The sequence below is a fragment of the Streptomyces roseirectus genome (genome assembly GCF_014489635.1).
Classification (GTDB): Bacteria; Actinomycetota; Actinomycetes; order Streptomycetales; family Streptomycetaceae; genus Streptomyces; species Streptomyces roseirectus.
On the sequence record NZ_CP060828.1, the window covers coordinates 2,697,294 to 2,722,765 of the forward strand.

The following is a 25,472-nucleotide window of genomic DNA, read 5'->3' on the forward strand; positions in this document are numbered from 1 at the left end:
CCTGTCGGTGGCGGCGGCCGGCTGCGTCGCGTCTTCTTCCTGCACGGTTCCCGACCGGCAGGACATTGTCCATCCCCCGGTCAGGCCCGGGTGTCCTGGTCACCCACCAGAGTGCCGATCTTCTCACCCTTGACGGCGCGCGCGATATTGCCCTCGGCCAGCAGCTCGAAGACGAGGATGGGCAGCTTGTTGTCGCGGCACAGCGTGATCGCGGTGGCGTCGGCGACCTTGAGGTCGCGGGTGATGACGTCGGCGTAGCCGAGCGCGTCGAACTTGACCGCGTCCGGGTTGGTCTTCGGGTCGGAGTCGTAGACGCCGTCCACACCGTTCTTGCCCATGAGCAGCGCCTCGGCGTCGATCTCCAGGGCGCGCTGGGCGGCCGTGGTGTCGGTGGAGAAGTAGGGCATGCCCATACCGGCGCCGAAGATGACGACGCGGCCCTTCTCCAGGTGGCGCACGGCGCGCAGCGGGATGTACGGCTCGGCGACCTGGCCCATGGTGATGGCGGTCTGCACCCGGGAGTCGATGCCCTCCTTCTCCAGGAAGTCCTGGAGGGCGAGGCAGTTCATGACGGTGCCGAGCATGCCCATGTAGTCCGAGCGGGCCCGGTCCATGCCGCGGACCTGGAGCTCGGCGCCCCGGAAGAAGTTGCCGCCGCCGATGACGATGGCGATCTGGGCGCCGTCGCGGACGACGGCGGCGATCTCCCGGGCCATCTTGTGCACCACGTCGGGGTCCACACCCAGGCCCCCGCCACCGGCGAACGCCTCTCCGGACAGCTTCAGCAGAAACCGGCCGCGTACTTTGCCGTCGTCGCTCTTCGGTGTGGTGGTCATGGGTGTTCCCGCCTCTTTCACGTGGTGCACATACGAAGAAGGCCACTGCCGGTGGGGTGTGTTCGCAACCCGTGCGCGGCAATGGCCTCCTCGTCAGATCCGCTGTCGTCCGTGACGCGCACCCGACTTTATAGCGGCCGGGCGCTTGCCGAGGTACGGACTCAGATGCCGACCTTGATGCGCGTGAAGCGCTTCAGGGTGACACCGGCCTCGTCCAGGACCTTCTGGACGGACTTCTTGTTGTCCAGGGCGTAGGGCTGGCCCAGGAGCGTGGCGTCCTTGAAGAAGCCGTTGAGGCGACCCTCGACGATCTTCGGCAGGGCGGCCTCGGGCTTGCCCTCGGCGCGGGTGGTCTCCTCGGCGACGCGGCGCTCGGTCTCGACGACCTCGGCCGGGACGTCCTCCTTGGCGAGGTACTTCGGCGCGAAGGCGGCGATGTGCTGGGCGACGCCCTTGGCGACCTCGGCGCTCGGCTTGTCCAGCTCGACGAGGACACCGATCTGCGGGGGCAGGTCGGGCATCGTGCGGTGCATGTACGCGAAGACGAAGCCGTCGCCGTACTGCGCGAAGCGGTCGAGGACGATCTTCTCGCCGAGGTTGGCGTTGGCCTCGTCGACGAACGCCTGGACGGTCTTGCCGGCCTCGATCTCGGAGCCGAGGAGGGCGTCGAGGTCGGCCGGGGAGGTCGCGACGATGTGCTCGGCGATCTGCTGGGCGACGGCCTGGAACTTCTCGCCCTTGGCGACGAAGTCGGTCTCGCACTTCAGCTCGACGAGAACGCCGGAGCTGTTGTCGTCGGCGATGATCGAGACGACGGCGCCGTTCTCGGCGGAGCGGCCCTCGCGCTTGGCGACGCCCTTCTGGCCCTTGATGCGCAGCGCCTCGACGGCCTTCTCGACGTTGCCGTCGGCCTCGTCCAGGGCCTTCTTGCAGTCCATCATGCCGGCACCGGTGAGCTCGCGGAGCTTCTTGACGTCGGCGGCGGTGTAGTTCGCCATGAGTCGTTAAGTCTTTCTCGAAGTCTGGAAGATCTGCCCGGTCCACGATCCCCACGTGTGGGTGCGGTTCGTGGACCTATGGGTGAACGGCGGGGGCGGCTCGGATGTCGCCGCCCCCGCCGTCAACGCTGACGGTGGCGGGTCAGGCCTGCTCGGCCTCGGCGGCCGGAGCCTCGGCGGCGGGGGCCTCGGCCTCGGCGGCCGGGGTCTCCTCGGCGGGGGCCTCGGCAGCGGGGGCCTCAGCGGCGGCCGGAGCCTCGTCGGCCTTCTTCTCACCCTCGAGCAGGTCGCGCTCCCACTCGGCGAGGGGCTCGCCGGCGGCCTTCTCACCCTTGTCGCCGGTGTTGACGCCGGAACGGGAGATCAGGCCCTCGGCGACGGCGTCGGCGATGACGCGGGTGAGCAGGGTGACGGAGCGGATCGCGTCGTCGTTGCCCGGGATCTTGTAGTCGACCTCGTCGGGGTCGCAGTTCGTGTCGAGGATGGCGACGACCGGGATGTTCAGCTTCCGGGCCTCGCCGACCGCGATGTGCTCCTTCTTGGTGTCCACGATCCAGACGGCGCTGGGAACCTTGGACATCTCGCGGATACCGCCGAGGGTCTTCTCCAGCTTGGCCTTCTCGCGCGACAGCACGAGGAGTTCCTTCTTGGTGAGACCGGACGCGGCGACGTCCTCGAAGTCGATCTGCTCAAGCTCCTTGAGGCGCTGCAGACGCTTGTAGACGGTCGAGAAGTTGGTGAGCATGCCGCCCAGCCAGCGCTGGTTGACGTAGGGCATGCCGACGCGGGACGCCTGCTCGGCGATGGCCTCCTGCGCCTGCTTCTTCGTGCCGACGAACATGACCGTGCCGCCGTGGGCGACGGTCTCCTTGACGAACTCGTAGGCGCGGTCGATGTACGACAGCGACTGGAGCAGGTCGATGATGTAGATGCCGTTGCGCTCGGTGAAGATGAAGCGCTTCATCTTCGGGTTCCAGCGACGGGTCTGGTGACCGAAGTGGACGCCGCTCTCCAGCAGCTCCCGCATCGTGACGACGGCCATGGCCGCACTCCTAGTTTTCTCGGTTGTGCCGTGGAAACCGGACGGTCTCCACGCCTGACGCCCGCGATGCGCCCAGCCGCGAAGGACCGAGGGACGCGAAGTACGGACCGTTTCCGGCCCCGTACCGGGGCGTGCGAAGTCGACCCGGTGACCCGGATCGCCGCTAAAAGTGTACGGGACGCGTACACCCCCGGATGACGCCGCTGTCCACAACCCCGGAGTACTCCACAGGCGTGAACGCGTGAAGCGTCCGTGAACCCACACTCCCCCCATGCACAAAGCCCTATGCGCCCTCCTGCTCCTGCTGCCCCCTTCGGCCACCTGGCCGATCACCCCGCACCCCCCGGTCCTGCGCCCCTACGACCCGCCCCCGACCCCGTACGCCAAGGGCCACCGGGGTGTGGATCTCGCCGCCGCCCCTGGCGCGCCGGTCCGGGCGCCCGCTCCCGCCGAGGTCGTCTTCGCCGGACGCGTCGCGGGCCGAGGCGTCATCACCCTGCGACTCCACACCTCGGGCACACCACCTCTCCACACCACCTACGAACCCGTCCGCCCCAGGGTCGCCCGGGGCGACGAGGTCACCGCGGGCGAGGTCATCGGCGAGCTGGAACCGGCCACCGCCCACTGCGCCGTGCCCTGCCTCCACTGGGGCCTGAAACGCGGGGAGACCTACCTGAACCCCCTGACGCTCCTCCCCGGCACCCGGCCGAGGCTGCTCCCCTACCTGGACGTCCCGCCGACCTGACCGCAGACCCCGCGCAGCACCATCCCGACCGCGGCCTCGGCGACCACCGCGGGCTCCTCGACGCCCAGCTCGATCCGCCGCACCGCGGAGTCCACCACACCCTGCACCAGCATCGCCGCGAGCCGCGGCTCGGCGTGCCCCAGCTCCCCGAGCGCGGAGACGATCATCGCGACGAGCCCCCCGTGCGCGGCCCGGATCTTCTCCCGGGCCCCGGCGTCCAGCTCGCTCGCGGAGATGGCGACGACGGCCCGGTGCCGCCGGTCCCCCACCAGGTCGAGCTGCGTGCGCACATACGCCTCGACCTTCGCCGCACCCCCCTCGACCGCCCCCATGGCCACCTCGACCTCAGCGGCCCACACCGGGAAGTCGACCTCGCACAGCTCCTCGACCACGGCCGCCCGGGACCGGAAGTACTCGTACACCGACGAGCGGGCCAGCCCCGTCCGCTCGGCCAGCGCCGGGAACGTCAGCGCCTCCGTCCCTCCCTCGGACAGCAGGGACCGGGCCGCGTCCAGCAGGGCGGCTCGCTGCATCGACCGGTGCTCGGCCACAGAGGCCGCTCGAATCCTTGGCACCACCCCACTGTACGGACGCCCACCTTCACGCGGGAGCCCTCACCGCCCGAACCCGGCCAGCTTCGCCCGTAGCTGGAGCACCGACTTCGTGTGGATCTGGCTGACCCGGCTCTCGGTCACCCCGAGGACGTTCCCGATCTCCGCGAGGGTCAGTCCCTCGTAGTAGTAGAGCGTGACCACGGTCTTCTCCCGGGCCGGCAGCGTGTTGATCGCCCGTGCGAGGAACCGGCGCAGCTCCCGGTCCTCCGCGACCTCCACCGGGTTGTCGGCGGCGTGGTCCTCCAGGGTGTCCATGAAGGACAGCCCGTCCCCGTTCTCGCTGCCGACGTGCAGCAGCTCGTCGAGCGCGACGACGTTCGCCAGCGACAACTGGCTGAACACCGCGTGCAGTTCCTCGACGGCGATCCCCAGTTCCGCCGCCACCTCCTGCTCGCTCGGCGTCCGCCGCAGCCGCGCCTCCAGCGTCGCGTACGCCCGCTCGACGTTGCGCGCCTTCTGCCGCACCGACCGCGGGATCCAGTCCAGCGCCCGGAGTTCGTCGATCATCGCCCCCCGGATGCGGGTGATCGCGTACGTCTCGAACTTGATCTCCCGGTCGATGTCGAACTTCTCGATCGCGTCGATCAGCCCGAAGATCCCGGACGACACGAAGTCCGCCTGCTCCACGTTGGGCGGCAGCCCCACGCTCACCCGGCCCGCCACGTATTTCACGAGGGGCGAGTAGTGGAGGATCAGCTGCTCCCGCAGCCGCTCGTCCCCCGTCTCCTTGTACGACCGCCACAGCTCGTCGAGCGTCGAGGGAGCGGGCGGCCGCACGCTGCCACCGTTCCGGGCGGCTGGGGGGACAGCCGCCCGGTCGGACCCGGAGGTGTGCTGGGGCATTCGTCGCCTTGTGCCGTTCTGCCGTGAGTACGTGAGGTAGGAGTGCCTACGGCCGGTCTGTGCCGGAATCATCGTGAGCGTAGCGTGACAAAGCTGTCGCGGTGCGCGAAGAACAGGCCCCGGCAGGTGCGCAGATACGTTCACTCGGCCGTCCCGCAGGGGTCGGCGCGGTGCGCGTGTGATCTGTCTCGTCCGTCAACTGCCGGAATTCCCAAGGGGTTACGCGTTCCCTCGGACGGCCGAACCGGGCGCCTCACGGCCCGCCCCGGCCGCCGCGAACGGACATCACCGCCTGGCGTGTCAACTTCCAGCTCTCGCCGTGTCGTTCGACATACCCGAGTGCCCGCAGTTCGTACAGCCGGGCGATGGCGTCGTCCCTCGTGGTGGCCGCGGCCCGCGCGATCTCCGCGACCTTCGCGGCGCGGCTGCCCGGCAGTCCGTCCAGCACGCGCCGGGCGCCGGGGTCCAGCAGGTCCCGGGGTAGCTCGGGCCCTCTGCGCTCCGGCGCCAGCTCGCCCATCTCCCCCACCAGTTCCACGACGTCGGCGGCGTCGGTCACCACCTGCCCGCCGCCCCGCAGGAGTTCGTGCACCCCGGCGGAGAGCGCGCTCGTCACCGGTCCCGGCACGCCCATCGTGTGCCGCCCGAGTCGCTGCGCGGCCCGTGCGGTGACCAGCGAGCCGCTGCGCAGCGCCGCCTCCACGACGACCGTGCCCCGGGTCAGCGCGGCGATCACCCGATTCCGCAGCACGAACCGGCTGGGCGTCGGATGCGCGCCCGGCGGCAACTCCCCCACCACGAGCCCCTGCTCGGCGATCCGCCCGATCAGTTCGGCGTGCCCGCGCGGGTACGCCTGGTCCACTCCGCAGGCGAGCACGGCCACGGTCGCCCCGCCCACCCCCAACGCCCCCCGGTGCGCGGCCCCGTCCACCCCGTAAGCGCCCCCGGACACGACCACCCACCCCCGCTCCGCCAGCCCGGCCCCCAGCGACGCCCCCACATGCGCCCCGTACTCGGTGCAGGCCCGAGCCCCCACCACGGCGACCGACCGCAGCGCCCACATCCGCAGACTGGCCCGCCCCCGCACCCACAGCCCCAACGGCCGCCCGTCCCCCAACTCGTCCAACGCGCCAGGCCACTCGACCTCCCCCGGACAAACAAACCGAGCCCCCACCCCGGACGCCACCTCCAGATCCCGCTCCCCATCCGCCTCCTCCGCCCGCCCCCGCATCCCACCCCACCGCCGCTCACTCATCCCCACCGGCCCCGCCCCACCCCACCGAACCCACCGAGCCGCCTCCACAGCCCCCACCTCCCGAACCCACCGCCCCCCGACCTCGTCCCCCGGCTCGACAACCCGCCCCAGAAACACCCGAGCAACCCGCTCCTCCGCACTGACCTCAACCACCCAGCACTCCTTCCTGTCCTTCCGGAAGAGGCCGCGCATCGGAGAGTGCGCGGCCCGACCGCCTGCCTCAGGCCAGCGCCCCGATCGCCATCGGCACCCCGCGCGGCACCCCGGTCCGCAGTTGCAGGGCGAGGGCGACGTCCGTCGCGTCGGGGCGGTCGTGGCCGACGAGGTCGGCGACCGTCCAGGCGACCCGCAGGACGCGGTCGACGCCCCGGGCGGTGAGGACACCGCGTTCGAGATTGCGTTCCGCCTCGTCCATCGCCCCGGGCACCGCGTGCCAGCGGCTGCGCAGCTCCCGGCCGGGGATCTCGCTGTTGGTGCGCCACGGCGTACCGGCGAGGCGGGCCGCCGCGCGTTCCCTGGCCGCCAGCACCCGGGCGGCGACCGTCGCCGTGGACTCCCCGCCGGGGCCCCGGTGCGTCAGCTCGGCGCGGCCGACCGGGTCCACCTCGACCCGCAGGTCGACCCGGTCGAGCAGGGGCCCGGAGAGGCGGGCCTGGTAGCGGCGGATCACCGAGGGCGGACACTCGCACAGCGTGTCCCGCTGGGAGAACCGCCCGCAGGGGCACGGGTTCGCGGCCAGCACCATCAGGAACCGCGCCGGGAACCGCACCACCCCGGCACTGCGGGCGATCACCACGTGCCCCGCCTCCAGCGGCTGGCGCAGCGCGTCGAGGGCGGTGCTGTTGAACTCCGGCGCCTCGTCCAGAAAGAGAACGCCGCGATGAGCCAACGACACCGCGCCGGGCCGCGCGATACCGGGCCCGCCTCCGACCAGCGCCTGCATCGTGGCCGAGTGGTGCGGGGCGCAGTACGGGGCCACGTCGACGAGCGGCTTGCCCGGCGGCAGCAGCCCGGCCACCGAGTGCACGGCCGTGACCTCCAGGGACTCCTCTCGCCCGAGCGGGGGCAGGACCGCCGGGAGGCGTTCCGCGAGCATGGTCTTGCCGGCGCCCGGCGGGCCCTCCAGGAACAGGTGGTGTCCGCCGGCCGCCGAGACCTCCACCGCCGTCCGGGCCGAGAGCTGCCCCACGACGTCGGCGAGGTCGTGCCCCTGGTCCTGCTGGGCGGCGCCCATGCTGTGCATGCCGGTGGCCGAGCCCGTGCCGGGCACCCGCAGCCCCGCGAGCAGCGGGTCCGGCCTGCCGGCCTCGTCCGGTTCCTCCTCCGGCACCGGTTCGTCCGCCAGGACGGCGATCAGCTGCCGCAGACTGCGCACCCCGAGCACCGACACCCCCGGGACGAGAGACGCCTCGGCCGCCGCGCACTCCGGGACGACGACCTGCTGGTATCCCGACTCCGCGGCGGCCAGCACGGCCGGCAGGATGCCCCGCACGGGACGCACCCGTCCGTCGAGGCCCAGCTCGCCGATCATCACGATGTCGGCCAGCACCCTCGGGTCGATCCGCTCCGCCGCGCCGAGCACCGCGCAGGCGACGGCGAGGTCGAATCCGGAGCCCGCCTTGGGCACCGACGCCGGGCTGAGCCCGACCGTGAGCTTCTTCTGCGGCCACTCGCCGCCCGAGTTGACGACCGCTGCCCGTACCCGGTCCCGGCTCTCCGTCAAGCTCTTGTCCGGCAACCCCACCAGCGTGAACGCCGCCACCCCCGGCTCCAGATCCGCCTGGACCTCGACGACGACGCCCTCGACGCCGACGAGGGCCACGGAACACGTGCGCGCGAACCCCATCTCAGGCCACCCCCCGCACATGCTCGACGACGGCGGCCCCGCGCCGGGGCAGGAGCACGGCGACGACGTCGATGCGGACGCCGCCGGGCGGCGCCCCGCCATGGGTGTGGAGCCAGTGTTCGGCGAGCCCGCGCAGCCGGTCCGCCTTCTGGGGGGTCACTCCGGCGAGGGGGTGCTGGAAGGGCCCGTCCCGCCGTGTCTTCACCTCGCAGACGACCAGGACGTCCCCGTCCCGCGCCACGATGTCGATCTCACCGGTCCTGCCGCAGCGCCAGTTGCGCTCCAGGACCGTCATCCCGGCGTCGGCCAGCCGCCGTGCGGCCAGCTCCTCGCCGTACTCGCCGATTGCCTTGCGTGCCAGATCCGCGTTCATGTCGGCACCACCTCCGGCACCGACGATCACGCACCGGGCGGCCCCGAAAGGATCTTGGTGGACAAGCGCCCGCCTGTGGAAAACCCCGTCACTCGAAAGGGTGGCCCCTGCCGAACCGGGCCCCACTCAGCTCCCCGGCAGCTCCAGATCACTCTTGTTCAACTCCTCGATGTTCACGTCCTTGAACGTCAACACCCGCACCTGCTTGACGAACCGAGCCGGTCGGTACATGTCCCACACCCAGGCGTCCGCCATCGACACCTCGAAGAACACCTCACCCTGGACCGAGTGCACCTGCATCTCGTAGTCGTTGGTGAGATAGAACCGCCGCTCGGTCTCGATCACGTACTTGAACAGACCGACGACATCGCGGTACTCCCGATAGAGCTTCAGCTCCATCTCGGTCTCGTACTTTTCGAGGTCCTCGGCGCTCATGGCATGTTCCCCTTCAGCCGTGCGGTCCCACCATTGTGCGCCAGTCCCGCGCGCCCCTAGACGATTTCCGTGTCAAGGGTCACGGGCCCGGCCGGGGGCCCTTCGTCGAGCAGCCGGCGCAGCAGCTCGGCGAGTCTGGTCGGATACACCGTCTCATGCGCCCGGCCCAGTTCCTGACAGGTCCACCAACGCGCACCGGCGACACTGCGCCGCTCCAGCTCCGTGAGGGCCGTGGCGCGGGTCGTGGTGGTCGTCGTGCGCGCGAGGTAGTACCACTCGTCCTGGTCCCAGCGGCGCCCCGCGAACGGGAAGGAGCAGACCCGCCGCCACAGCACGGGCCCGAGCCGCACGTCGGTGATCCCGGTCTCCTCGACGAGTTCCCGCAGCGCGGCCTCCTCACGCGTCTCCCCCTCCTCGACCCCGCCGCCCGGCGTGAACCACCAGTCGTCACCGGGATCGTCCGGCTCGTGCCCGTGCAGCAGCAGGATCCGGTCCTCGGGATCGAGCAGCACGACACGAGCGACCTTGCGCAGCCCGCCGCCCGCCTCGCCATCCACGGCACCAGCCCGCACCCCGGCGTCCTCAGGCAGCACCGGCCGCCGCCCGAGCCGTCCCCCGCCGCCGTTCGAAGAACCCGGCGACGGGCCCGTACGCCCCGCCCGCGAGCACCAGCACCCCGCCGGCGACGATCAGCCACCCGATCAGCCGCAGCGGCCCCGGCTCCGACAGCGCGCCCAGCGCCTCGAACCCGGTCGGTTTCTTCAGCATGCCGTCCATGGGCCAGACGACGGCGTCGACGCGTGCCTTGACGGCGCTGCGGGCGACGGTGCCCTGCGCGGCGTCCGTGAGGTGCGCGGTGGAGTCCAGGGAGCCCTGGCGTTCGTCGCCGAGGAGGAACAGCCGCCCCTCGGGCACGGTGATCGTCGGGAACCCGGTGATCTCCGCGATCCCGTCGGCCAGGTACGGCTCGGTGATCTGCTTGCCGTTGACGGTCAGCTTGCCGTCGGTGCAGCACGCGACGGTGTCCCCGCCGACCGCGACGACGCGCTTGACGACGGCCGCGTTCTCGACCCAGTTCTTGTCGGTGAAGACGACGACGTCCCCGCGCCGCACCTCTTCCCCGCCGACCCGCTCGGCGAGCACCCGGTCACCGGCCTGGATCGTGGGCGCCATGGAGTTCGTGGGCACGGTGTACGGCCGGTAGACCAGCGCGGCCCACGCGAACCCGCCCAGGAACATCACGATCCCCAGCGCGACGGCCACCCCGGACAACCTGTGCCCGAGCCGCCCGCCCGCCGAACCCTGCCCACCGCGCGAAGCCGTGCGCGTCACACTCTCACCGCCCATGACCCGGCACCCTACCCGCCGGTACCACCCCAGGTCAGCCCTTCCCCGCCCCGAACAAGGCGCCCCGGACAACGGCAGGGCCCGCCGGACCGCACCACGTGCGTCCGGCGGGCCCAAAAGCCAGCCCCAAAAACCGGCCTCGGGATCAGCCGCGCTCGGCGTCCGCCCCCACACGCCGCTTCCGGCGCCACAGCACGACCGGCACCATCCCGGCCAGCGCGAGGGCGGGCGGCGCGGCGTTCAGGGACGCCGAGGACTGGTTGCCGAGGCCGCTCTGGTCGAACGTGTCCGGGACCGGCAGCGTCCCCCAGCGGTTGATGGGCCACGCCTTGACGATGGCCCGCCCGACGACCTCGTCGACCGGCACCATGCCGTGGTTGCGGTCGGACTGGTTGTAGCGGGAGTCACGGGAGTTCTGGCGGTGGTCGCCCATGACCCAGATCATGCCCTTGGGGACCTTCACCGAGAACTGGCCGCCCTGGTCGTCCATAGAGCAGGGCGTGTTCCCGGGGTAGACGTACGGCTCGTTGAGGGCCTTGCCGTTGACCTTGAGCGGCCCGGTCCCCTTGCACTCGATCGTGTCGCCCCCGACGCCGATGACCCGCTTGATGAGGTCCTTCTCCTGCGCGGACGGCATGAGCCCGATCCAGCTGAGGAACGTCTGGATCGCGTTCGGGTCGGCGGTCGGCTCGCCGGCGAGCCAGTTGTCGGGGTCGTGGAAGACGACGACCTCGCCGCGCTCGGGCTCGGACCCGAACCACGGTGTGAGCTTGTCGACGAGGACCCGGTCCCCCTGCTGGAGCGTGTTCTGCATCGAGTCGGACGGGATCGAGAACGCCTGCACGAGGAACGTCTTGATCAGCAGGGCGAGCACGAGCGCGATGCCGATGAGGATCGGCAGCTCCTTCCAGAAGGAGCGCGGCTTCTTCGCCCTGGGCACCTCCCCGGAGCCCTCGCCGGACCCGTCCGCCGTCTCGGGTGGCTGTCCGTCCCCCGGGCCGTCCTGACCGGCCGCCGGGGGTCGCTCACTCCCGGAGGTCACGGCGTCGTCCGTCCCCGGGACGGCGTCTTCCACGGAACGTCCGCGGTGATCCTCGCCGTCCTGACCGGACCGTGCGCCAACCGCCACATCCCCCACGCCAGCTCCTCACTCTGTGCCGCTGCCCGCCCCATCTGCGGCGCAGGCCCACCACTCCCATAACGAGCGGGAGTTCCGCAGGGCTCGGGAGTCGGACGGTTCCGTTCGGATCGTCCGGGGCAACCCTATGCGACGGCGGGGAGGCCGCCGCCTTCCGCGACGCGGACTTGGCCACAGAAGCAAAGGTTTGCGGTTCCTTGAGACTGGTCCAGTGACCGACCGGCCAGGCGATGACCATGGCCCGCCCGACCACCTCGCCCTCGGACACCGTGCCCCCGTACGACGTGTTCTGGTGGGAGCGCGAGTCCGCCGAGTTGGCCCGGTGGTCGCCCATCACCCACAGCCGCCCCTTCGGCACCGTGACCTCGAAGGGAGTCTGCGAGGGCTCGTTGCCGGGATACAGGTAGGCGGCCTCTTCCAGGGGCACCCCGTTGACGGTGACCTTGCCGTTCGCGTCGCAGCACTTGACGACGTCCCCGCCGACCCCGACGACCCGTTTGATGAGGTCCTTCTCGTTGTCGGAGGGCAGCAGCCCGATGAAGGTGAGAACTTCCTTCACCTGTTTGACGACGATCGGATCGCTCTTCTTGACGCCCGACTGCTCGTCCTGCAGCCATCCCCCGGGGTCCTTGAAGACGACGACGTCCCCGCGCTGCGGCCTGGACCCGAACCACGGCGTGAACTTGTCGACGAGGACCCGGTCCCCGATCTGGATCGTCTGCTCCATCGACCCGGACGGGATGACGAACGCCTGCACCAGGAACGTCTTGAGGACCAGCGCGATCAGCACGGCGACCCCGACCAGCAGCGGTATCTCCCGCATCGCCGACCGCCGCCGCTTGCGCTTGACCTTGCGCTGCAGCTTGCGCCGCTCCGCGCGCGAACGCCCGGTGGACGACGGCCCCGCCGACGTCCGCCGCGACCCGGTGGGCAGCAGCTCGTCGGCCGCGCTCTCCGGCACCCCGCGCCGTCTGCCGCGGTTACCCATGCGCACCCTCCGGCACGCGCGCGTAGGCGCCCTCCTCACCCCGCACCCGCCCGATCCGGCCCCACGGCCAGACGACGAACCCGGCGCGCCCCACGACCGCGCCGACGGGGATCATCCCGCCGCCCGGCGAGCCCAGGTGGTCGCGGGAGTCGCTGGAGCGGCTGCGGTGGTCGCCGAGGACGAAGAGCGTGCCCTCGGGCACCACCACGGCGAAGGGCACCGACGACGCGCTGTCGCCGGGGAAGAGGAACGCCGACTCGTCGACGGACCGGCCGTTCACCTGGATCCTCCCCTCCTTGTCGCAGCAGACCACACGGTCACCGCCTACCCCCACTACGCGCTTGACGTAGTCGGAGTTCCCGAAGTACCCGGTGCCGTCGAACACGACGACGTCACCGCGCCGGGGCTGCGCACCGAAACGGTACGCCAACCTATTTACGAGAACCCGGTCCCCGATCCTCAATCCGTTCTCCATGGATCCGCTGGGAATCTCGAAGGGCTTGGCCACGAACGCGTTGAGGAGGAGGAGAAAGACCAGGCAGAACAGGAGGGAAGCGCTGATCCGGCCGCCGGGCAGCCACGCAAAACGCGACCGGCCCTCCGGGTCGGCCGCCTCGTCGGCGGGACCTGGTGAGCGGTCGCGTTGCGTTGATCGTACTTCGGTGTCCATCGGGGCCAGATGCTATCCGGCCCCGCTGTGACGACCGCCGTGAGATCAGTTGTCGCGCTTCTCCTTGATCTTCGCGGCCTTGCCGCGCAGCTCACGGAGGTAGTACAGCTTGGCGCGACGCACGTCACCGCGGGTGACGAGCTCGATCTTCTCGACGATCGGGGTGTGCACCGGGAAGGTACGCTCGACGCCGACCGAGAAGGAGACCTTGCGGACCGTGAAGGTCTCGCGGACACCGGCGCCCTGGCGACGGATCACCACGCCCTTGAACTGCTGCACACGGGAGCGGTTGCCCTCGATGACGCGGACGTGGACGTTGACGGTGTCACCCGGGCGGAAGGCCGGGATGTCGCTGCGCAGCGACGCGGAGTCGACGGAGTCGAGCAGGTGAGACATGTCGTCTGCTTTCTTCGCCCATGCCACAGGTCATAGACGGAAACTAGGTTTCTTCAGAAGGTCTGCCGTTTCCGTCGGGGCGGACGTCGTGTCCCCCTGTGGCAGGGGCGCACGCCGGACGGCACAACAGCAGCGTCCTATTCTTCCACGTCAACGACGCGACGCCAAAATCGGCCGTACGCGGCGCCCTCGGGATCGGGCGCCCAGCCCAGGATCGACAGCATCTCGCGGTCCTTCTTGTCGAAGCCCTTCGGCTCGCACCGCTCGATCAGGTCGGGCCGGTTGGCGGTCGTGCGCTTCAGCGCCTCGTCGCGCCGCCAGCGGGCGATCTTCCCGTGGTGGCCGCTGAGCAGCGTCTCGGGGATCTCCCGGCCGCGCCAGGCGGGCGGCTTGGTGTAGACGGGCCCTTCGAGGAGGTTCGCCATCGCGCCGGGCGCGAAGGAGTCGTCCCGGTGCGACTCGGCGTTGCCGAGCACGCCGGGCAGCAGCCGCGCCACGGCCTCGGTGATCACGAGGACGGCCGCCTCGCCGCCGGCGAGGACGTAGTCGCCGATGGACACCTCGTACACCGGCATCCGGGTCGCGTACTCGTCGATCACCCGGCGGTCGATGCCCTCGTAGCGGGCCGGCGTGAACACCAGCCAGGGCCGCTCGGAGAGTTCGACGGCGAGTTCCTGGGTGAAGGGGCGTCCGCTGGGCGTGGGGACGATCAGCGCGGGCCCGTGCGCGCCGGTCTCGTAGCCGTCGGCCAGGACGGTGTCGAGGGCGTCTCCCCAGGGGTCGGTCTTCATGACCATGCCGGGGCCGCCGCCGTAGGGGGTGTCGTCGACGGTGTTGTGCCGGTCGTAGGTCCACTCCCGCAGGTCGTGGACGTGCACGCCGAGCTGCCCGCGCGCGCGTGCCTTGCCGACGAGGGAGACGTTCAGGGGGTCGAGGTACTCGGGGAAGATCGTGACGACGTCGAGCCGCATCAGGCGTCGCCCTCTTCCCGGGAGGAGGCGATCTCGGCACGGTCGTCGATCAGGCCGGGCGGCGGGTCGATGATCGCCCGCTGTTCCTCCAGGTCGATCTCCGTGACGATCTCGGAGACGAACGGGATCATCACCTCGCTGCCGTCGGGGCGTTCGACGATGAAGAGGTCCTGGGAGGGCAGGTGGGAGATCTCGGTGATCCGGCCGACCTCGGTGCCGTCGGCGGTCACCACGTCCAGGTCCATGAGCTGGTGGTCGTAGTACTCGTCCTCCTCCTCGGGCAGCTCCTCGGGGTCCACGTCCGCGATCAGCAGGGTGTTGCGCAGGGCCTCGGCGCCGTTGCGTTCGGTGACGCCCTCGAAGCGCAGGAGGAGACGGCCGCTGTGCACCCGGCCGGTGGCGATGGTGAGGGGACCGGCGGACGCCGGATCGGTCGTGAGGACGGCGCCCGGCGCGAGCCGCAGTTCCGGCTCGTCGGTGCGGACCTCCACGGTGACCTCGCCCTTGATGCCGTGGGCACGGCCGACGCGAGCGACTACCAACTGCACTGTGCTTGATCTCCTGTCGAAAACCGGAAACGTCGAAAACAAGGGGCCCATACGACTGCGGGCCGGGGACAGCCCCCGAAAAGGCCCTCCCCGGCCCGAGCCGGTGCTGCGTGCGATACGTCAGCGAACGTGGTCGACGTCGACCAGGTCGACGCGGACTCCCCGCCCGCCGATGGCGCCCACGACGGTGCGCAGAGCGCGCGCGGTACGGCCGTTGCGGCCGATCACCTTGCCGAGGTCGTCGGGGTGGACCCGGACCTCCAGCACGCGCCCGCGGCGCAGGTTGCGCGAGGCGACCTGCACATCGTCAGGGTTGTCGACGATGCCCTTCACGAGGTGCTCAAGCGCCTCTTCGAGCATGCTGCTCAGGCCTCGGTCGACTCGGAGGACTCGGCCGCGGCCTCGTCCTTCTTCTCAGCCTTCTTCTTCTGGGTGATCGCCTCACCCTTGCCCTCGTCGTCGCCGCCCAGGGCCTCGAACGAGGGACGCGCCTTCTTCGGCTCGGCGACGAGCAGCGGAGCCGGGGCGGGCTCGCCCTTGAACTTCTGCCAGTCGCCGGTCTTCTTCAGGATCGCGAGGACGGGCTCGGTCGGCTGCGCGCCGACACCCAGCCAGTACGCGACGCGGTCCGCGTCCACCTCGATGACCGACGGGTGGTAGGTCGGGTGGTACTTGCCGATCTCCTCGATCGCACGGCCGTCACGGCGGGTGCGGGAGTCGGCGACGACGATGCGGTAGTGAGGCGAACGGATCTTGCCCAGACGCTTCAGCTTGATCTTGACTGCCACGGGAGTGGACTCTCCTGTTTTTGACGTGGTTGGGCACGGCGAGCGAGCCGCGTGGGGTTGCGGTACCCGAGTGCCCGATGGACGCGTCAGCCGGAGGAGAGAGGGGTCCTGTGCGACTGTCGAGTACAGCTAGCCATTGTGCCACAGGGCGGGAGGGGCTTCAGCCGCGGGTGGATGCCATGCGCACCCCGCGCGCATGGCATCCCCGCGTCCGGACCGGCAGCCACGAGTTGCCGGTGACCGGGCGGCCCCTACGCGGCCCCCACGATCTCGGGGATCCGGAACGGCTTTCCGCACCCCCCGCAGACGATCGGCGCCTGCGCGAGGACCGAGGGCACGACCCGCACGTTGCGCCCGCAGTCGCAGACGGCCTTCACCCGGACCCCGCCCCCGGAGGAGCCGTGCCGGGCCGCGGGCCCGCGGAAGGCGCGCGTCGTCTCCGCGGTCGTCGCCGCGGTGTGGGCCTTCAGCGCCCGCTGAAGGCGCTCGATCGTCGGCCGGTAGCGGCGCTTCGCCTCGGGGCTGAGCGTCACCAGCGAGAAGCCGCTGCTCGGGTGCGGCTCCTCGGGGTGGTCGAGGCCCAGCTCCTCGGCGACGGCGAGGAATCTGCGGTTGTGGTAGCGGCCCGCGCGGGACGTGTCACGCACGCCGCGCGCGGCGGCGATGCCATGGACTGCCTCGTGAAGCAGTCGCTCGAAGGAGAGTTCGTGACCGCACGCGGACGACGACTCCCCGATCAGGGACTCTGGCGCGGCAAGGTCCGGCAGCTCGGGGTGGTACCGCTGGATGTCGGCCCACGCCTGCGCCAGCTCTGCGGCGAGAACAGGTGGTGTCTGTGTCGTGCTCACGTAATGACAACGAGCGGGAGTGCCGTCGCGTTCCCATTCCGGGCCATCCCAAATAATTTGCACGTACCCGTCAGTTGCCGCTGATGAGCGAAGACGAGGGCGGGTGCGCTGAACTGCGGAGAAGCCTCACAGCTCACCGCAAGGTGGTGCGTAGGCACAGATACGCCCCGGCGTGTACGCCGTCTCCACGCGCCGGGCGAGCCCGAATCCCCCGGGGCGCAAGAGCCCTTTCGGCCGCCCTCACGCCCCCGGGGCACCGCCCTCAGTACGCGCGCGCGACGATGGCGACGTTACCCGGTGCGTCCCCGTCGCCCGGCACCGACCCGTCCTCCGCGAGCAGACACCGTACGGTCAACGCCCGTTCCCCCAGCCTGACTTCGCCTTCCTCGCCGAGCACCGACCACGGCACCCGGGCCCAGCCGCCCGCGCTCGCCGCCTCGACCGCCTCCTCGAACGACGCGCAGTCCACCGTCCGCGACTCCCGGCGCGCGCGGGACTGCCGGAGCAGGAGAGCCTGGTCGTCCTCCAGGTACCCCGGAAGCAGGGCGGGAAGCGCGTCCAGGGCGACCGGCTCCTTGCTGCCGGGGGCACGGCGCACGAGCGTCGCCGTGCCCTGGGCCAGGTCACGCGGGCCGACCTCCACGCGCGCGGGGACGCCCTTCAGCTCCCAGTCGACCGCGCGGCGCCCGAAGGGGGTGTCGGTACGGTCGTCCACGCGCACGCGCAGGCCCGCCGCGCGCAGCCGTTCGGCGAGTTCGCGGACCTTGGCCAGAACCGCGTCGTCGTCCTTCACGGCGAGAACCACGACCTGGACGTGCGCGAGGCGCGGCGGGACGCGCAGGCCGTCGTCGTCGCCGTGGGTCATCACCAGGGCACCGATCATGCGGGTCGTCGAGCCCCAGGACGTCTGCCAGACGTGCTCCTGGGTGCCGTCCTTGGAGAGGTAGCGGGTGTCGAAGGCGCGCGCGAAGTTCTGGCCCAGCTCGTGGCTGGTGACCATCTGCAGGGCCTTGCCGTCGCCCATCATGCTCTCCAGCGTGAGCGTGTTGATCGCCCCCGCGAACCGCTCCCTGGGCGTCTTGCGGCCCGCGACGAAGTCGACGGCCAGGACGTTCGTCAGGAAGTCCCCGTACACGTCCCGGTGGATCCGCGCCGCGAACTCCCGGGCCTCCTCGTACGTCGCGTGCGCCGTGTGGCCCTCCTGCCACAGGAACTCCGAGGTGCGCAGGAAGAGACGGGGGCGCAGCTCCCAACGGACCACGTTGGCCCACTGGTTGATGAGCAGCGGCAGATCGCGGTAGCTCTGGACCCACTTCGAGAAGTACTCGTTGACGATCGTCTCGGAGGTCGGGCGGACGACCGCCGGCTCCTCCAGCTCCTTGCCGCCGCCGTGCGTGACGACCGCGAGTTCGGGGGCGAACCCCTCGACGTGGTCGGCCTCGCGGGTGAGGTACGACTGGGGGATCAGCAGCGGGAAGTACGCGTTCTGCGCGCCCGTCGCCTTGATCCGGACGTCCATCTCCGCCTGCATCCGCTCCCACAGCCCGTACCCGTACGGTCGGATCACCATCGTGCCGCGCACCGGGCCGTTGTCGGCCAGTTCGGCCTTGGTGATCAGATCCTGGTACCAGCGCGGGAAGTCGGCACCGCGCGGCGTGAGAACAGGTGCTTTCGCCATGCCGCGATGCTACGGGCCCACGTTGCGGACACGTGAATTCTTTTCGCCTCCGCCTACAGGCCCGTAAACCGCCCCCTTCGACCCCTGGACGGCTCCCCCGTCCGGGAGTTACCTGGAGACGTGCCGCGGCGACGCACGGGGGCCACGCGGATCGGCGACAGCGACACACTCTTCGAGAACTCTCGGCGGATTGGGGCGCTTTTCGATGACACCTACGCTCGTGCGCCAGAACCTCCCCCACGCGGGCACCGCACCGCCCACGGAACCGGGTACCCGCGCACGTGACTGGTCCGAGATCCAGGAACGCATGCTCGTCCCCCTCTACGAGGCCGCGTACGACCGTCTCGACGTCGGCCCCGCGACCCGGATGGTCGCCCTCGGCTGCGGAGCGGGCCTCGCCCTCCTCATGGCCGCCTCCCGGGGAGCCGACGTCACCGGGGTCGAACCCCGCAACCCCGGACGCCTCGCCCTCGCGCGCGAGCGCCTGCAACCCGACAGCTGGTCCCCCCGCGCGCGTACGCGTACCCGCCTCGCCGACGCGCTTCCCGAGACGGACCTGCCCTACACCCTCGTCACCGCCTTCGAGACCACCGACCTCCTCGGCGACGCCGTACGCCGCGCCGAACGCGGCGCCCCCGTCGTCCTCGCCGGCTGGGGTCCCCCCGAACGCTGCGCCACCGCCGGCGTCCTGCGCGTCGCCGACCCCCTGTACGGCGGCTGGCGCCCCGCCCACCGCGACGACCTGGAGGAGACCGCCCGCCAGGCGGGCCTCAAGCCCGACGGCTCCGGCCGCGTCGCCTGCCCCTTCGGCTACGCCGACACCGACAGCGCCGTCCGCGGCCTGCTCTCCACCGAACTCTTCGACGCGGCCGTCGAAGCCGGCGACGCGCACCAGGTCGACAAGGAGATCAGGGAAGCCCTGCACCCCTACACACGCCGGGACGGCACGGTCTGGATGCCCAACGTCTTCCGGTACCTGATCGCCCGCGTGCCCTAATCGTCCTTGGCCAGGCGCGTGATCCCCGCGACCCGGTACGCGTCCGCCTCCTCCAACGTCTCGCTCTCCAGCAACGCCAGCGCCAGCGCGTCCAGTTGACCCCGGTGCTCGGTCAGCTTGCGGCACGCCTCCTCGTAGCACTCGTCGACGATGCGCCGCATCTCCCCGTCGATCACGTCGAGGGTCTGCGGCGCGGCGGCGAGGCCGTACGCGGACTGGGCGTCGTTCGGGAGGGCGGAGAGACGGCCGACGCGCTCGCTCATGCCCCAGCGGGCGACCATCCCGCGCGCGATGTTCGTGACCTGCTCGAGATCGCTCTCCGCACCGGTCGTGATCACCCCGTACACCACCTGCTCGGCCGCCATCCCACCCAGCGCACCGATGATCCGGCCCCGCAGGTATTCCTCCGTGTACGCGTACTTGTCCGCGTCCGGCGTCGACAGCGTCACCCCCAGCGCGCGCCCGCGCGGGACGATCGTGATCTTGCGCACCGGGTCCGCGCCCGGCTGGAGCATGCCCAACAGGGCGTGCCCGCTCTCGTGATACGCCGTGCGGCGCCGCTCCTCCTCCGGCATCACCAACGGCCGCTCCGCGCCCAGCTGGACCTTCTCCAGGGCCTCCGAGAGGTCGGTCTGGGTGACCTGGTCCTGCTTGCGCTTGACGGCCAGCAGCGCCGCCTCGTTCGCGAGGTTCGCCAGCTCCGCGCCCGTCATACCCGGCGTCGTCCGGGCCACCTGCGCGAGGTCGACGTCCGGGCCCAGCGGGATCTGCCGGGTGTGGATCTCCAGGATCGCCTCACGCCCGCCCCGGTCCGGAGGCGACACCTGGACGACGCGGTCGAAGCGGCCGGGACGGGTCAGCGCCGGATCCAGGACGTCCGCCCGGTTCGTCGCCGCGATCACGATCACCCCCTCCGAACCCGAGAAACCGTCCATCTCGGTGAGGATCTGGTTCAGCGTCTGCTCACGCTCGTCATGCCCACCCATCCCCGAACCACCGCCCCGCGCACGCCCGATGGTGTCGATCTCGTCGATGAAGATGATCGACGGCGCCACCTTCCGCGCCTCCGCGAACAACTCCCGCACCCGCGACGCCCCGACCCCCACGATCATCTCGATGAACTCCGACGCCGACGCCGAGAAGAACGGCACCCCCGCCTCCCCCGCCACCGCCCGCGCCAACAGCGTCTTACCGGTCCCCGGCGGACCCGCGAGCAGCACACCGCGTGGCATCTTCGCACCCATCCGGCGATACGCGTCCGGGTTCTTCAGGAAGTCGACGACGTCGTTCAGCTCACCCTCGACCTCGTCGATCCCGGCCACATCCTCGAACGTCGTCCGCTTCTCCCCCGCCTCCAGCTCCACCGGCTTCGGCGCCGACCTGCGGCCCAGCATCCCGCCCGCGCCGCCCATCCCCGCGCTCATCCGGCGCGCGATGAAGATCCACAGCACGACCAGGAGCAGCATCGGCGCCAGCGAGATCAGCAGGTTCACCAGGAAACTGCGGTGCTGGACGACCGGCTCAGCCGTCACCGTGACGTTGTTCCTCGCCAGCCCCTCCCACAGCTTGTCGTCCGCGAACGTGGGCCGCTCGGTGTTGAACTTCGTGTACTTCTCACCGCCGTCCGGGTCCTTCTGCTCCTTCTTCAGCTGACCCTGGATCGCGTCGCCCTTGGCGTAGATCTTGCTGACGTTGCCCACGGCGACCTGCTTGCTGAACTCCGTGTACGAGATCGTCGGCTCGTCCTCGCCGAAGTACGACAGGACGATGTTCGCCAGCAGGTACACGACCAGCGCGGTGAACACCAACCGCCACCAGCCACCCCTCATCCACCGCCCGCCCGACGGCTTCGGCGGCTCCTCCGGGGTCCCCTCGGTACGCCAGGGCTGGTCCGGCGACTTGCGCGGCGGGGCAGGGTTCGTCATATCCGGACGGTACGACAGCGTCCCGCGCACGGCACACGAAGGGCACCCTTCCGGAGAAGGGTGCCCTTGATGTCGTGCGCTGTGCCGGATCAGCCCATGAACTTCTTGAACTCGTCCGGCAGCTCGAAGTCCTTCGCACCCTGCTGCGGCAGCCCGAACGCGTTGCCCTGAGCCGCCGCCTCCCGGCGCTGCGCCTCCTCCAGCTCCTGCTGCTTGCGCTTCATCGGGTTGCCGGAACGCTGCTTGCCCTTCGCCTGCTTCGGCTGCTTCTTCGTCCGGCCCGGACCGCCGCCCATCCCCGGAATCCCCGGCATGCCCGGCATCCCGCCGCCCTGCGCCATCCGCGACATCATCTTCCGCGCCTCGAAGAACCGCTCCACCAGGCCCTTCACCGCGCTCACCTCGACGCCGGAACCCTTCGCGATACGGGCGCGGCGCGAGCCGTTGATGATCGTCGGGTCCTGGCGCTCCGCCGGGGTCATCGACTTGATGATCGCGGCCGTGCGGTCGACGTCCCGCTCGTCGAGGTTGTTGATCTGGTCCTTGATCTGCCCCATGCCGGGGAGCATCCCGAGCAGCTTCGAGATGGACCCCATCTTCCTGACCTGCTCCATCTGGGCCAGGAAGTCGTCCAGGGTGAAGTCCTGGCCCTTCTTCGACGCCAGCTTCGAGGCCATCTTCTGGGCCTCTTCCTGACTGAACGTCTTCTCCGCCTGCTCGATCAGGGTGAGCAGGTCACCCATGTCGAGGATGCGGGAGGCCATCCGGTCCGGGTGGAACGCGTCGAAGTCCTCCAGCTTCTCGCCGTTCGACGCGAACATGATCGGCTTGCCGGTGATCTGCCGGATGGACAGCGCGGCACCGCCTCGGGCGTCACCGTCGAGCTTGGACAGGACGACACCGTCGAACCCGACGCCGTCACGGAACGCTTCCGCCGTGTTGACGGCGTCCTGGCCGATCATCGCGTCGACGACGAAAAGGATCTCGTCCGGCGAGACCGCGTCCCGGATGTCCGCCGCCTGCTGCATCAGCTCCGCGTCGATACCCAGCCGACCGGCGGTGTCCACGATGACAATGTCGTGGACCTTCGACTTCGCGAACTCGATCGAGTCCTTCGCGACCGTCACCGGGTCCCCGACACCGTTCCCCGGCTGCGGCGCGTACACCGCGACCCCGGCCCGCTCGGCGACGACGCTCAGCTGGTTGACGGCATTGGGGCGCTGAAGGTCACACGCGACGAGGAGCGGCGAGTGCCCCTGGTCCTTCAGCCACTTGCCGAGCTTCCCGGCGAGGGTGGTCTTACCGGCGCCCTGGAGGCCGGCGAGCATGATGACGGTCGGCGCGGTCTTGGCGAAGCGGAGACGACGGGTTTCGCCGCCGAGGATGGTGACCAATTCGTCATTGACGATCTTGAGCACCTGCTGGCCCGGATTCAGGGCCTTGGAGACCTCGGCCCCGAGCGACCGCTCCTTGACGTTCTTGATGAACGAACGCACGACCGGGAGGGCGACGTCCGCTTCGAGGAGCGCGATGCGGATCTCGCGAGCCGTGGCGTCGATGTCCGCCTCGCTGAGCCGGCCCTTGCCCCGGAGGGTCTTGAAAGTAGCTTGCAGGCGGTCAGAGAGCGTATCGAACACGGCGACGTCGGTCCTCGGAGTCGGGGGCAGTATGAGCGTCTTCCAGGGTATCCGGCCCTGCCCGTTACGTACGACGGGCAGGGACACCGGCTTTCACGCCCGCAGCGTCTCCTCCAGCTTCCTCGCCACCGCCCCCGCCTCGTCCGCAGGCAGCGGTGCCCCCTGGGAACCGGTGACGTAGAACGCGTCGACCGCGTTGGAACCCAGCGTCGAGACGTGCATGCTCCGTACTCGCACCCCCGAGTCCTCAAGGGCCGAGCCGATCCGGAACAGCAGCCCGGGGGCGTCCTGGGCGCGGACCTCGATGACCGTGGCGTGCCGGGAGGCGGCGGAAGCGACGGTCACGCGGGGCGGCGGGGCCACCCAGCCACGGCGGCGGGGGTACGCGGCGTCCCGTTCCGCCAGTCGCCCGGCGATGTCCAGCGAACCGTCCAGCGCGCGGACCAGGTCGGCCCGCAGACGCGCGGCCTGCGGAAGGGACCCGTACTCCGCCGCGACCCGCCAGTCCAGGAGCAGCACGGACCCCTGATCCACCCCGTCCGGCAGCTCCAGCTCACGCAACTCGGCCGTGCGGACCGTCAGTCGGTGCATCGCGAGGACACCGGCGACCGCGGGCAGCACCCCCGGCTGGTCCGGCACCGCGATCAGCAGCTCGACACCCAGCGGCTCACCGGGGTCCATCTCCTCCTCGTGGGTCTGGGCGCGCAGCGCCAGCACCGGCCCGCCCGTGCGGTGCGCCTCGATGGACAGGCGTTCCTGCTCGGCGGTGGGCGCGGAGGTGTCGGGCGCGGCGGGCTCTTCGCCGGCCAGGACCGCGCTCACCCGTTTCACCAGCTCCGTGACCAGTGAACCCCGCCAGGAGGACCAGGCGGCCGGCCCGGTGGCGAGCGCGTCGGCCTCGGTCAGGGCGTGCAGCAGCTCCAGCGTGCTCTGCGTGCCGACCGCTTCCGCGACCGAGCGGACGGTCGCGGGGTCGTCGAGGTCGCGCCGGGTCGCGGTGTCGACCAGCAGCAGGTGGTGCCGGACGAGCGCCGCGAGCACGGCGACGTCCGCCCGGTCGTAGCCGATGCGCGCGGCGACGTCCTTGACGATGATCTCGCCGGCGACGGAGTGGTCGCCGGGCCAGCCCTTGCCGATGTCGTGGAGCAGCGCGGCCACCAGCAGCAGGTCGGGCCGGCTGACGCGCCGCGTGAACTCCGAGGCGCGGACGGCCGTTTCGATGAGGTGGCGGTCGACGGTCCAGATGTGGACGGCGTTGCGCTGGGGGCGGCAGCGGACGCGTTCCCAGTCGGGGAGCAGCCGGGTGATGAGTCCCTCGGCCTCCAGCGCCTCCCACACATCGATGGTCGGCTGTCCGGAGCCGAGCAGCGTCACCAACTGCTCGCGGGCTTCGGCGGGCCAGGGTGTGGGCAGGGGCCGTACGGTCGCGGCGAGGCGGCGGACGGCGTGCAGGGAGAGCGGGAGTCCGGCCTGGGCGGCTGCTGCGGCGGCGCGCAGGGGGAGGACGGGGTCGCGTTCGGGGCGGGCGGCGCGGGCGAGGACGACTTCGCCGTCCTGTTCGACGACGCCTTCGGCGAGGGGTGAGCGTTCGACGATCTGTTTGCCGCCGCCGAGCATGGCGCGCAGCTTCGGCCGTACGGCGCGGGAGCGCAGGACGCGGCCGACCTCGCGCCAGGTGACGTCGCTGGCGTAGGAGATGACGCGGGCGGCTTCGTAGACCTGGCGCAGGAGGGTGTCGGCGTCGAGGAGGCCGAGTTCGGCGGCGACCTGGTCCTGTTCCTGGAGGGCGAGGCGGTCGGTGGCGCGTCCGGTGGTGAGGTGCAGTGCGTCGCGGACGTCGAGGAGTCTGCGGCGGGCGTCGTCCAGGCCCTCGCGGGGTGCGTCGGCGAGCCAGGAGGCGGCGACGGCGCGGAGGGCGGTGGCGTCGCGGAGGCCGCCGCGGGCTTCTTTGAGGTCGGGTTCGAGGAGGTACTGCAACTCGCCCTGGCGTTCGGCGCGTTCGGCGCAGAGTTCGCGGAGTTCGGGGAGGCGTTTGGGGGCCTGGTTGCGCCAGTCGGCGAGGATCGCCGTCCGTAGTCCTGAGGTGAGGCCGAGGTCGCCGGCGAGGTGGCGGGCGTCGAGGAGGCCGAGGTGGACCTTGAGGTCGTCGCCGGCGGTCTTGCGGGCTTCGGCGGGGGTGCGGACGGAGTGGTCGAGGTCGAGGCCGAGGTCCCAGACGGGGTACCAGAGGCGGTCGGCGACGGTGGCGATGGCCTTGGGGTCGCTGCCGTCGTGCAGGAGGAGGAGGTCGAGGTCGCTGCGGGGGGAGAGTTCGCCGCGTCCGTAGCCGCCGACGGCGACGAGGCTGACGCCTCTGAGGTCGCCGGTGGCGGAGGTGAGGAGGCCGGTGAGCCAGTCGTCCGTCAGTTCGGAGAGGGCGGTGCGGCGCGGCGGCCCGGCCGCTCTCCCCTCGGTGAGGAGGCGCAGCCGGGCCGCCGCGTAGCCGCTGGGTCCCGAGTCCTCTGTTTCGCTTCGCTCGTCCGTACTCGTCACCCAGCGACTCCTGTTCTGTTCT

The 25,472-nt window shown here is 70.9% G+C and carries 26 protein-coding genes; 2 read left to right on the forward strand and 24 right to left on the reverse strand.

Features of this window, described 5'->3' with window-relative positions:
• Positions 1 to 80: 80 nt before the first annotated feature.
• From pyrH to rpsB, 3 genes are all read right to left on the reverse strand, one after another.
• Positions 81 to 836, reverse strand: coding sequence for a UMP kinase (pyrH, locus tag IAG44_RS10945; protein WP_187746949.1), 756 nt, complete (start codon positions 834 to 836; stop codon positions 81 to 83).
• 161 nt (positions 837 to 997) lie between these two features.
• Entirely contained in the window at positions 998 to 1,834 is an 837-nt protein-coding gene (tsf, locus tag IAG44_RS10950; RefSeq protein ID WP_187746950.1) for a translation elongation factor Ts, read from the reverse strand.
• A gap of 142 nt (positions 1,835 to 1,976) precedes the next feature.
• A complete protein-coding gene (gene rpsB, locus IAG44_RS10955) occupies positions 1,977 to 2,876 on the reverse strand; it encodes a 30S ribosomal protein S2 (protein ID WP_187746951.1) in 900 nt (299 codons plus the stop codon).
• 271 nt (positions 2,877 to 3,147) lie between these two features.
• Here rpsB and IAG44_RS10960 point away from each other — a divergent pair, with 271 nt between their 5' ends.
• Positions 3,148 to 3,621: a M23 family metallopeptidase gene (locus IAG44_RS10960; RefSeq protein ID WP_187746952.1), complete on the forward strand. Its 474-nt coding sequence runs from the start codon at positions 3,148 to 3,150 to the stop codon at positions 3,619 to 3,621.
• On the opposite strand, the gene IAG44_RS10965 is transcribed toward IAG44_RS10960, so the two are convergent.
• The 18 genes from IAG44_RS10965 to proS form a co-directional block, all read right to left on the reverse strand.
• On the reverse strand, positions 3,597 to 4,172 hold the full coding sequence (locus tag IAG44_RS10965) for a TetR/AcrR family transcriptional regulator (protein ID WP_187752615.1): 576 nt from the start codon (positions 4,170 to 4,172) through the stop codon (positions 3,597 to 3,599). The two genes, IAG44_RS10960 and IAG44_RS10965, sit on opposite strands and share 25 nt — an antisense overlap.
• 63 nt (positions 4,173 to 4,235) lie before the next feature.
• Positions 4,236 to 5,078, reverse strand: coding sequence for an RNA polymerase sigma factor WhiG (gene whiG / locus IAG44_RS10970; protein ID WP_187746953.1), 843 nt, complete (start codon positions 5,076 to 5,078; stop codon positions 4,236 to 4,238).
• A gap of 253 nt (positions 5,079 to 5,331) precedes the next feature.
• A complete protein-coding gene (gene dprA / locus IAG44_RS10975) occupies positions 5,332 to 6,525 on the reverse strand; it encodes a DNA-processing protein DprA (protein WP_187746954.1) in 1,194 nt (397 codons plus the stop codon).
• A gap of 28 nt (positions 6,526 to 6,553) precedes the next feature.
• Positions 6,554 to 8,179, reverse strand: a complete 1,626-nt coding sequence (locus tag IAG44_RS10980) for a YifB family Mg chelatase-like AAA ATPase (protein ID WP_187746955.1) — start codon at positions 8,177 to 8,179, stop codon at positions 6,554 to 6,556.
• A gap of 1 nt (position 8,180) precedes the next feature.
• Positions 8,181 to 8,582, reverse strand: coding sequence for a YraN family protein (locus IAG44_RS10985; RefSeq protein ID WP_187746956.1), 402 nt, complete (start codon positions 8,580 to 8,582; stop codon positions 8,181 to 8,183).
• 96 nt (positions 8,583 to 8,678) lie between these two features.
• A complete protein-coding gene (locus IAG44_RS10990; RefSeq protein WP_005311352.1) occupies positions 8,679 to 8,987 on the reverse strand; it encodes a DUF2469 domain-containing protein in 309 nt (102 codons plus the stop codon).
• A gap of 56 nt (positions 8,988 to 9,043) precedes the next feature.
• Positions 9,044 to 9,580 (reverse strand): NUDIX hydrolase, encoded by a 537-nt coding sequence (locus IAG44_RS10995; protein ID WP_246561638.1) that lies wholly within the window; start codon positions 9,578 to 9,580, stop codon positions 9,044 to 9,046.
• Positions 9,570 to 10,334 carry a signal peptidase I gene (lepB, locus tag IAG44_RS11000; protein ID WP_187746957.1) on the reverse strand — a complete coding sequence of 255 codons (765 nt, stop codon included), beginning with the start codon at positions 10,332 to 10,334 and terminating at the stop codon, positions 9,570 to 9,572. Before lepB (IAG44_RS11000) ends, IAG44_RS10995 begins: the two co-directional genes overlap by 11 nt.
• A 145-nt stretch (positions 10,335 to 10,479) precedes the next feature.
• Positions 10,480 to 11,472 (reverse strand): signal peptidase I, encoded by a 993-nt coding sequence (gene lepB, locus IAG44_RS11005; protein ID WP_187746958.1) that lies wholly within the window; start codon positions 11,470 to 11,472, stop codon positions 10,480 to 10,482.
• Entirely contained in the window at positions 11,360 to 12,460 is a 1,101-nt protein-coding gene (gene lepB, locus IAG44_RS11010) for a signal peptidase I (RefSeq protein WP_187746959.1), read from the reverse strand. Before lepB (IAG44_RS11010) ends, lepB (IAG44_RS11005) begins: the two co-directional genes overlap by 113 nt.
• Positions 12,453 to 13,130: a signal peptidase I gene (gene lepB, locus IAG44_RS11015; protein WP_187746960.1), complete on the reverse strand. Its 678-nt coding sequence runs from the start codon at positions 13,128 to 13,130 to the stop codon at positions 12,453 to 12,455. Before lepB (IAG44_RS11015) ends, lepB (IAG44_RS11010) begins: the two co-directional genes overlap by 8 nt.
• Positions 13,131 to 13,175: 45 nt before the next feature.
• Positions 13,176 to 13,526, reverse strand: a complete 351-nt coding sequence (rplS, locus tag IAG44_RS11020) for a 50S ribosomal protein L19 (protein WP_013000407.1) — start codon at positions 13,524 to 13,526, stop codon at positions 13,176 to 13,178.
• Positions 13,527 to 13,663: 137 nt separating this feature from the next.
• Positions 13,664 to 14,497 (reverse strand): tRNA (guanosine(37)-N1)-methyltransferase TrmD, encoded by an 834-nt coding sequence (gene trmD, locus IAG44_RS11025; RefSeq protein ID WP_187746961.1) that lies wholly within the window; start codon positions 14,495 to 14,497, stop codon positions 13,664 to 13,666.
• A complete protein-coding gene (gene rimM / locus IAG44_RS11030; protein ID WP_187746962.1) occupies positions 14,497 to 15,045 on the reverse strand; it encodes a ribosome maturation factor RimM in 549 nt (182 codons plus the stop codon). Before rimM ends, trmD begins: the two co-directional genes overlap by 1 nt.
• 120 nt (positions 15,046 to 15,165) lie before the next feature.
• On the reverse strand, positions 15,166 to 15,405 hold the full coding sequence (locus tag IAG44_RS11035; protein ID WP_003973401.1) for an RNA-binding protein: 240 nt from the start codon (positions 15,403 to 15,405) through the stop codon (positions 15,166 to 15,168).
• 5 nt (positions 15,406 to 15,410) lie between these two features.
• Entirely contained in the window at positions 15,411 to 15,833 is a 423-nt protein-coding gene (gene rpsP, locus IAG44_RS11040; RefSeq protein WP_187746963.1) for a 30S ribosomal protein S16, read from the reverse strand.
• 251 nt (positions 15,834 to 16,084) lie between these two features.
• Positions 16,085 to 16,681, reverse strand: coding sequence for a hypothetical protein (locus IAG44_RS11045; RefSeq protein ID WP_187746964.1), 597 nt, complete (start codon positions 16,679 to 16,681; stop codon positions 16,085 to 16,087).
• Between the two features lie 262 nt (positions 16,682 to 16,943).
• The gene (proS, locus tag IAG44_RS11050; RefSeq protein WP_187746965.1) at positions 16,944 to 18,359 is read right to left on the reverse strand and encodes a proline--tRNA ligase; all 1,416 of its coding nucleotides are present in this window, start codon (positions 18,357 to 18,359) and stop codon (positions 16,944 to 16,946) included.
• 205 nt (positions 18,360 to 18,564) lie between these two features.
• On the opposite strand from proS, the gene IAG44_RS11055 reads away from it, so the two are divergent.
• The gene (locus IAG44_RS11055) at positions 18,565 to 19,356 is read left to right on the forward strand and encodes a class I SAM-dependent methyltransferase (RefSeq protein ID WP_187746966.1); all 792 of its coding nucleotides are present in this window, start codon (positions 18,565 to 18,567) and stop codon (positions 19,354 to 19,356) included.
• On the opposite strand, the gene ftsH is transcribed toward IAG44_RS11055, so the two are convergent.
• From ftsH to IAG44_RS11070, 3 genes are all read right to left on the reverse strand, one after another.
• A complete protein-coding gene (ftsH, locus tag IAG44_RS11060; RefSeq protein WP_187746967.1) occupies positions 19,353 to 21,281 on the reverse strand; it encodes an ATP-dependent zinc metalloprotease FtsH in 1,929 nt (642 codons plus the stop codon). The genes IAG44_RS11055 and ftsH overlap by 4 nt on opposite strands.
• An 89-nt stretch (positions 21,282 to 21,370) precedes the next feature.
• Positions 21,371 to 22,918 carry a signal recognition particle protein gene (ffh, locus tag IAG44_RS11065; RefSeq protein ID WP_187746968.1) on the reverse strand — a complete coding sequence of 516 codons (1,548 nt, stop codon included), beginning with the start codon at positions 22,916 to 22,918 and terminating at the stop codon, positions 21,371 to 21,373.
• A 93-nt stretch (positions 22,919 to 23,011) separates the two neighbouring features.
• Complete coding sequence (locus IAG44_RS11070; protein ID WP_187746969.1) at positions 23,012 to 25,450, reverse strand: [protein-PII] uridylyltransferase; 2,439 nt, start codon at positions 25,448 to 25,450, stop codon at positions 23,012 to 23,014.
• Positions 25,451 to 25,472 lie beyond the last annotated feature (22 nt).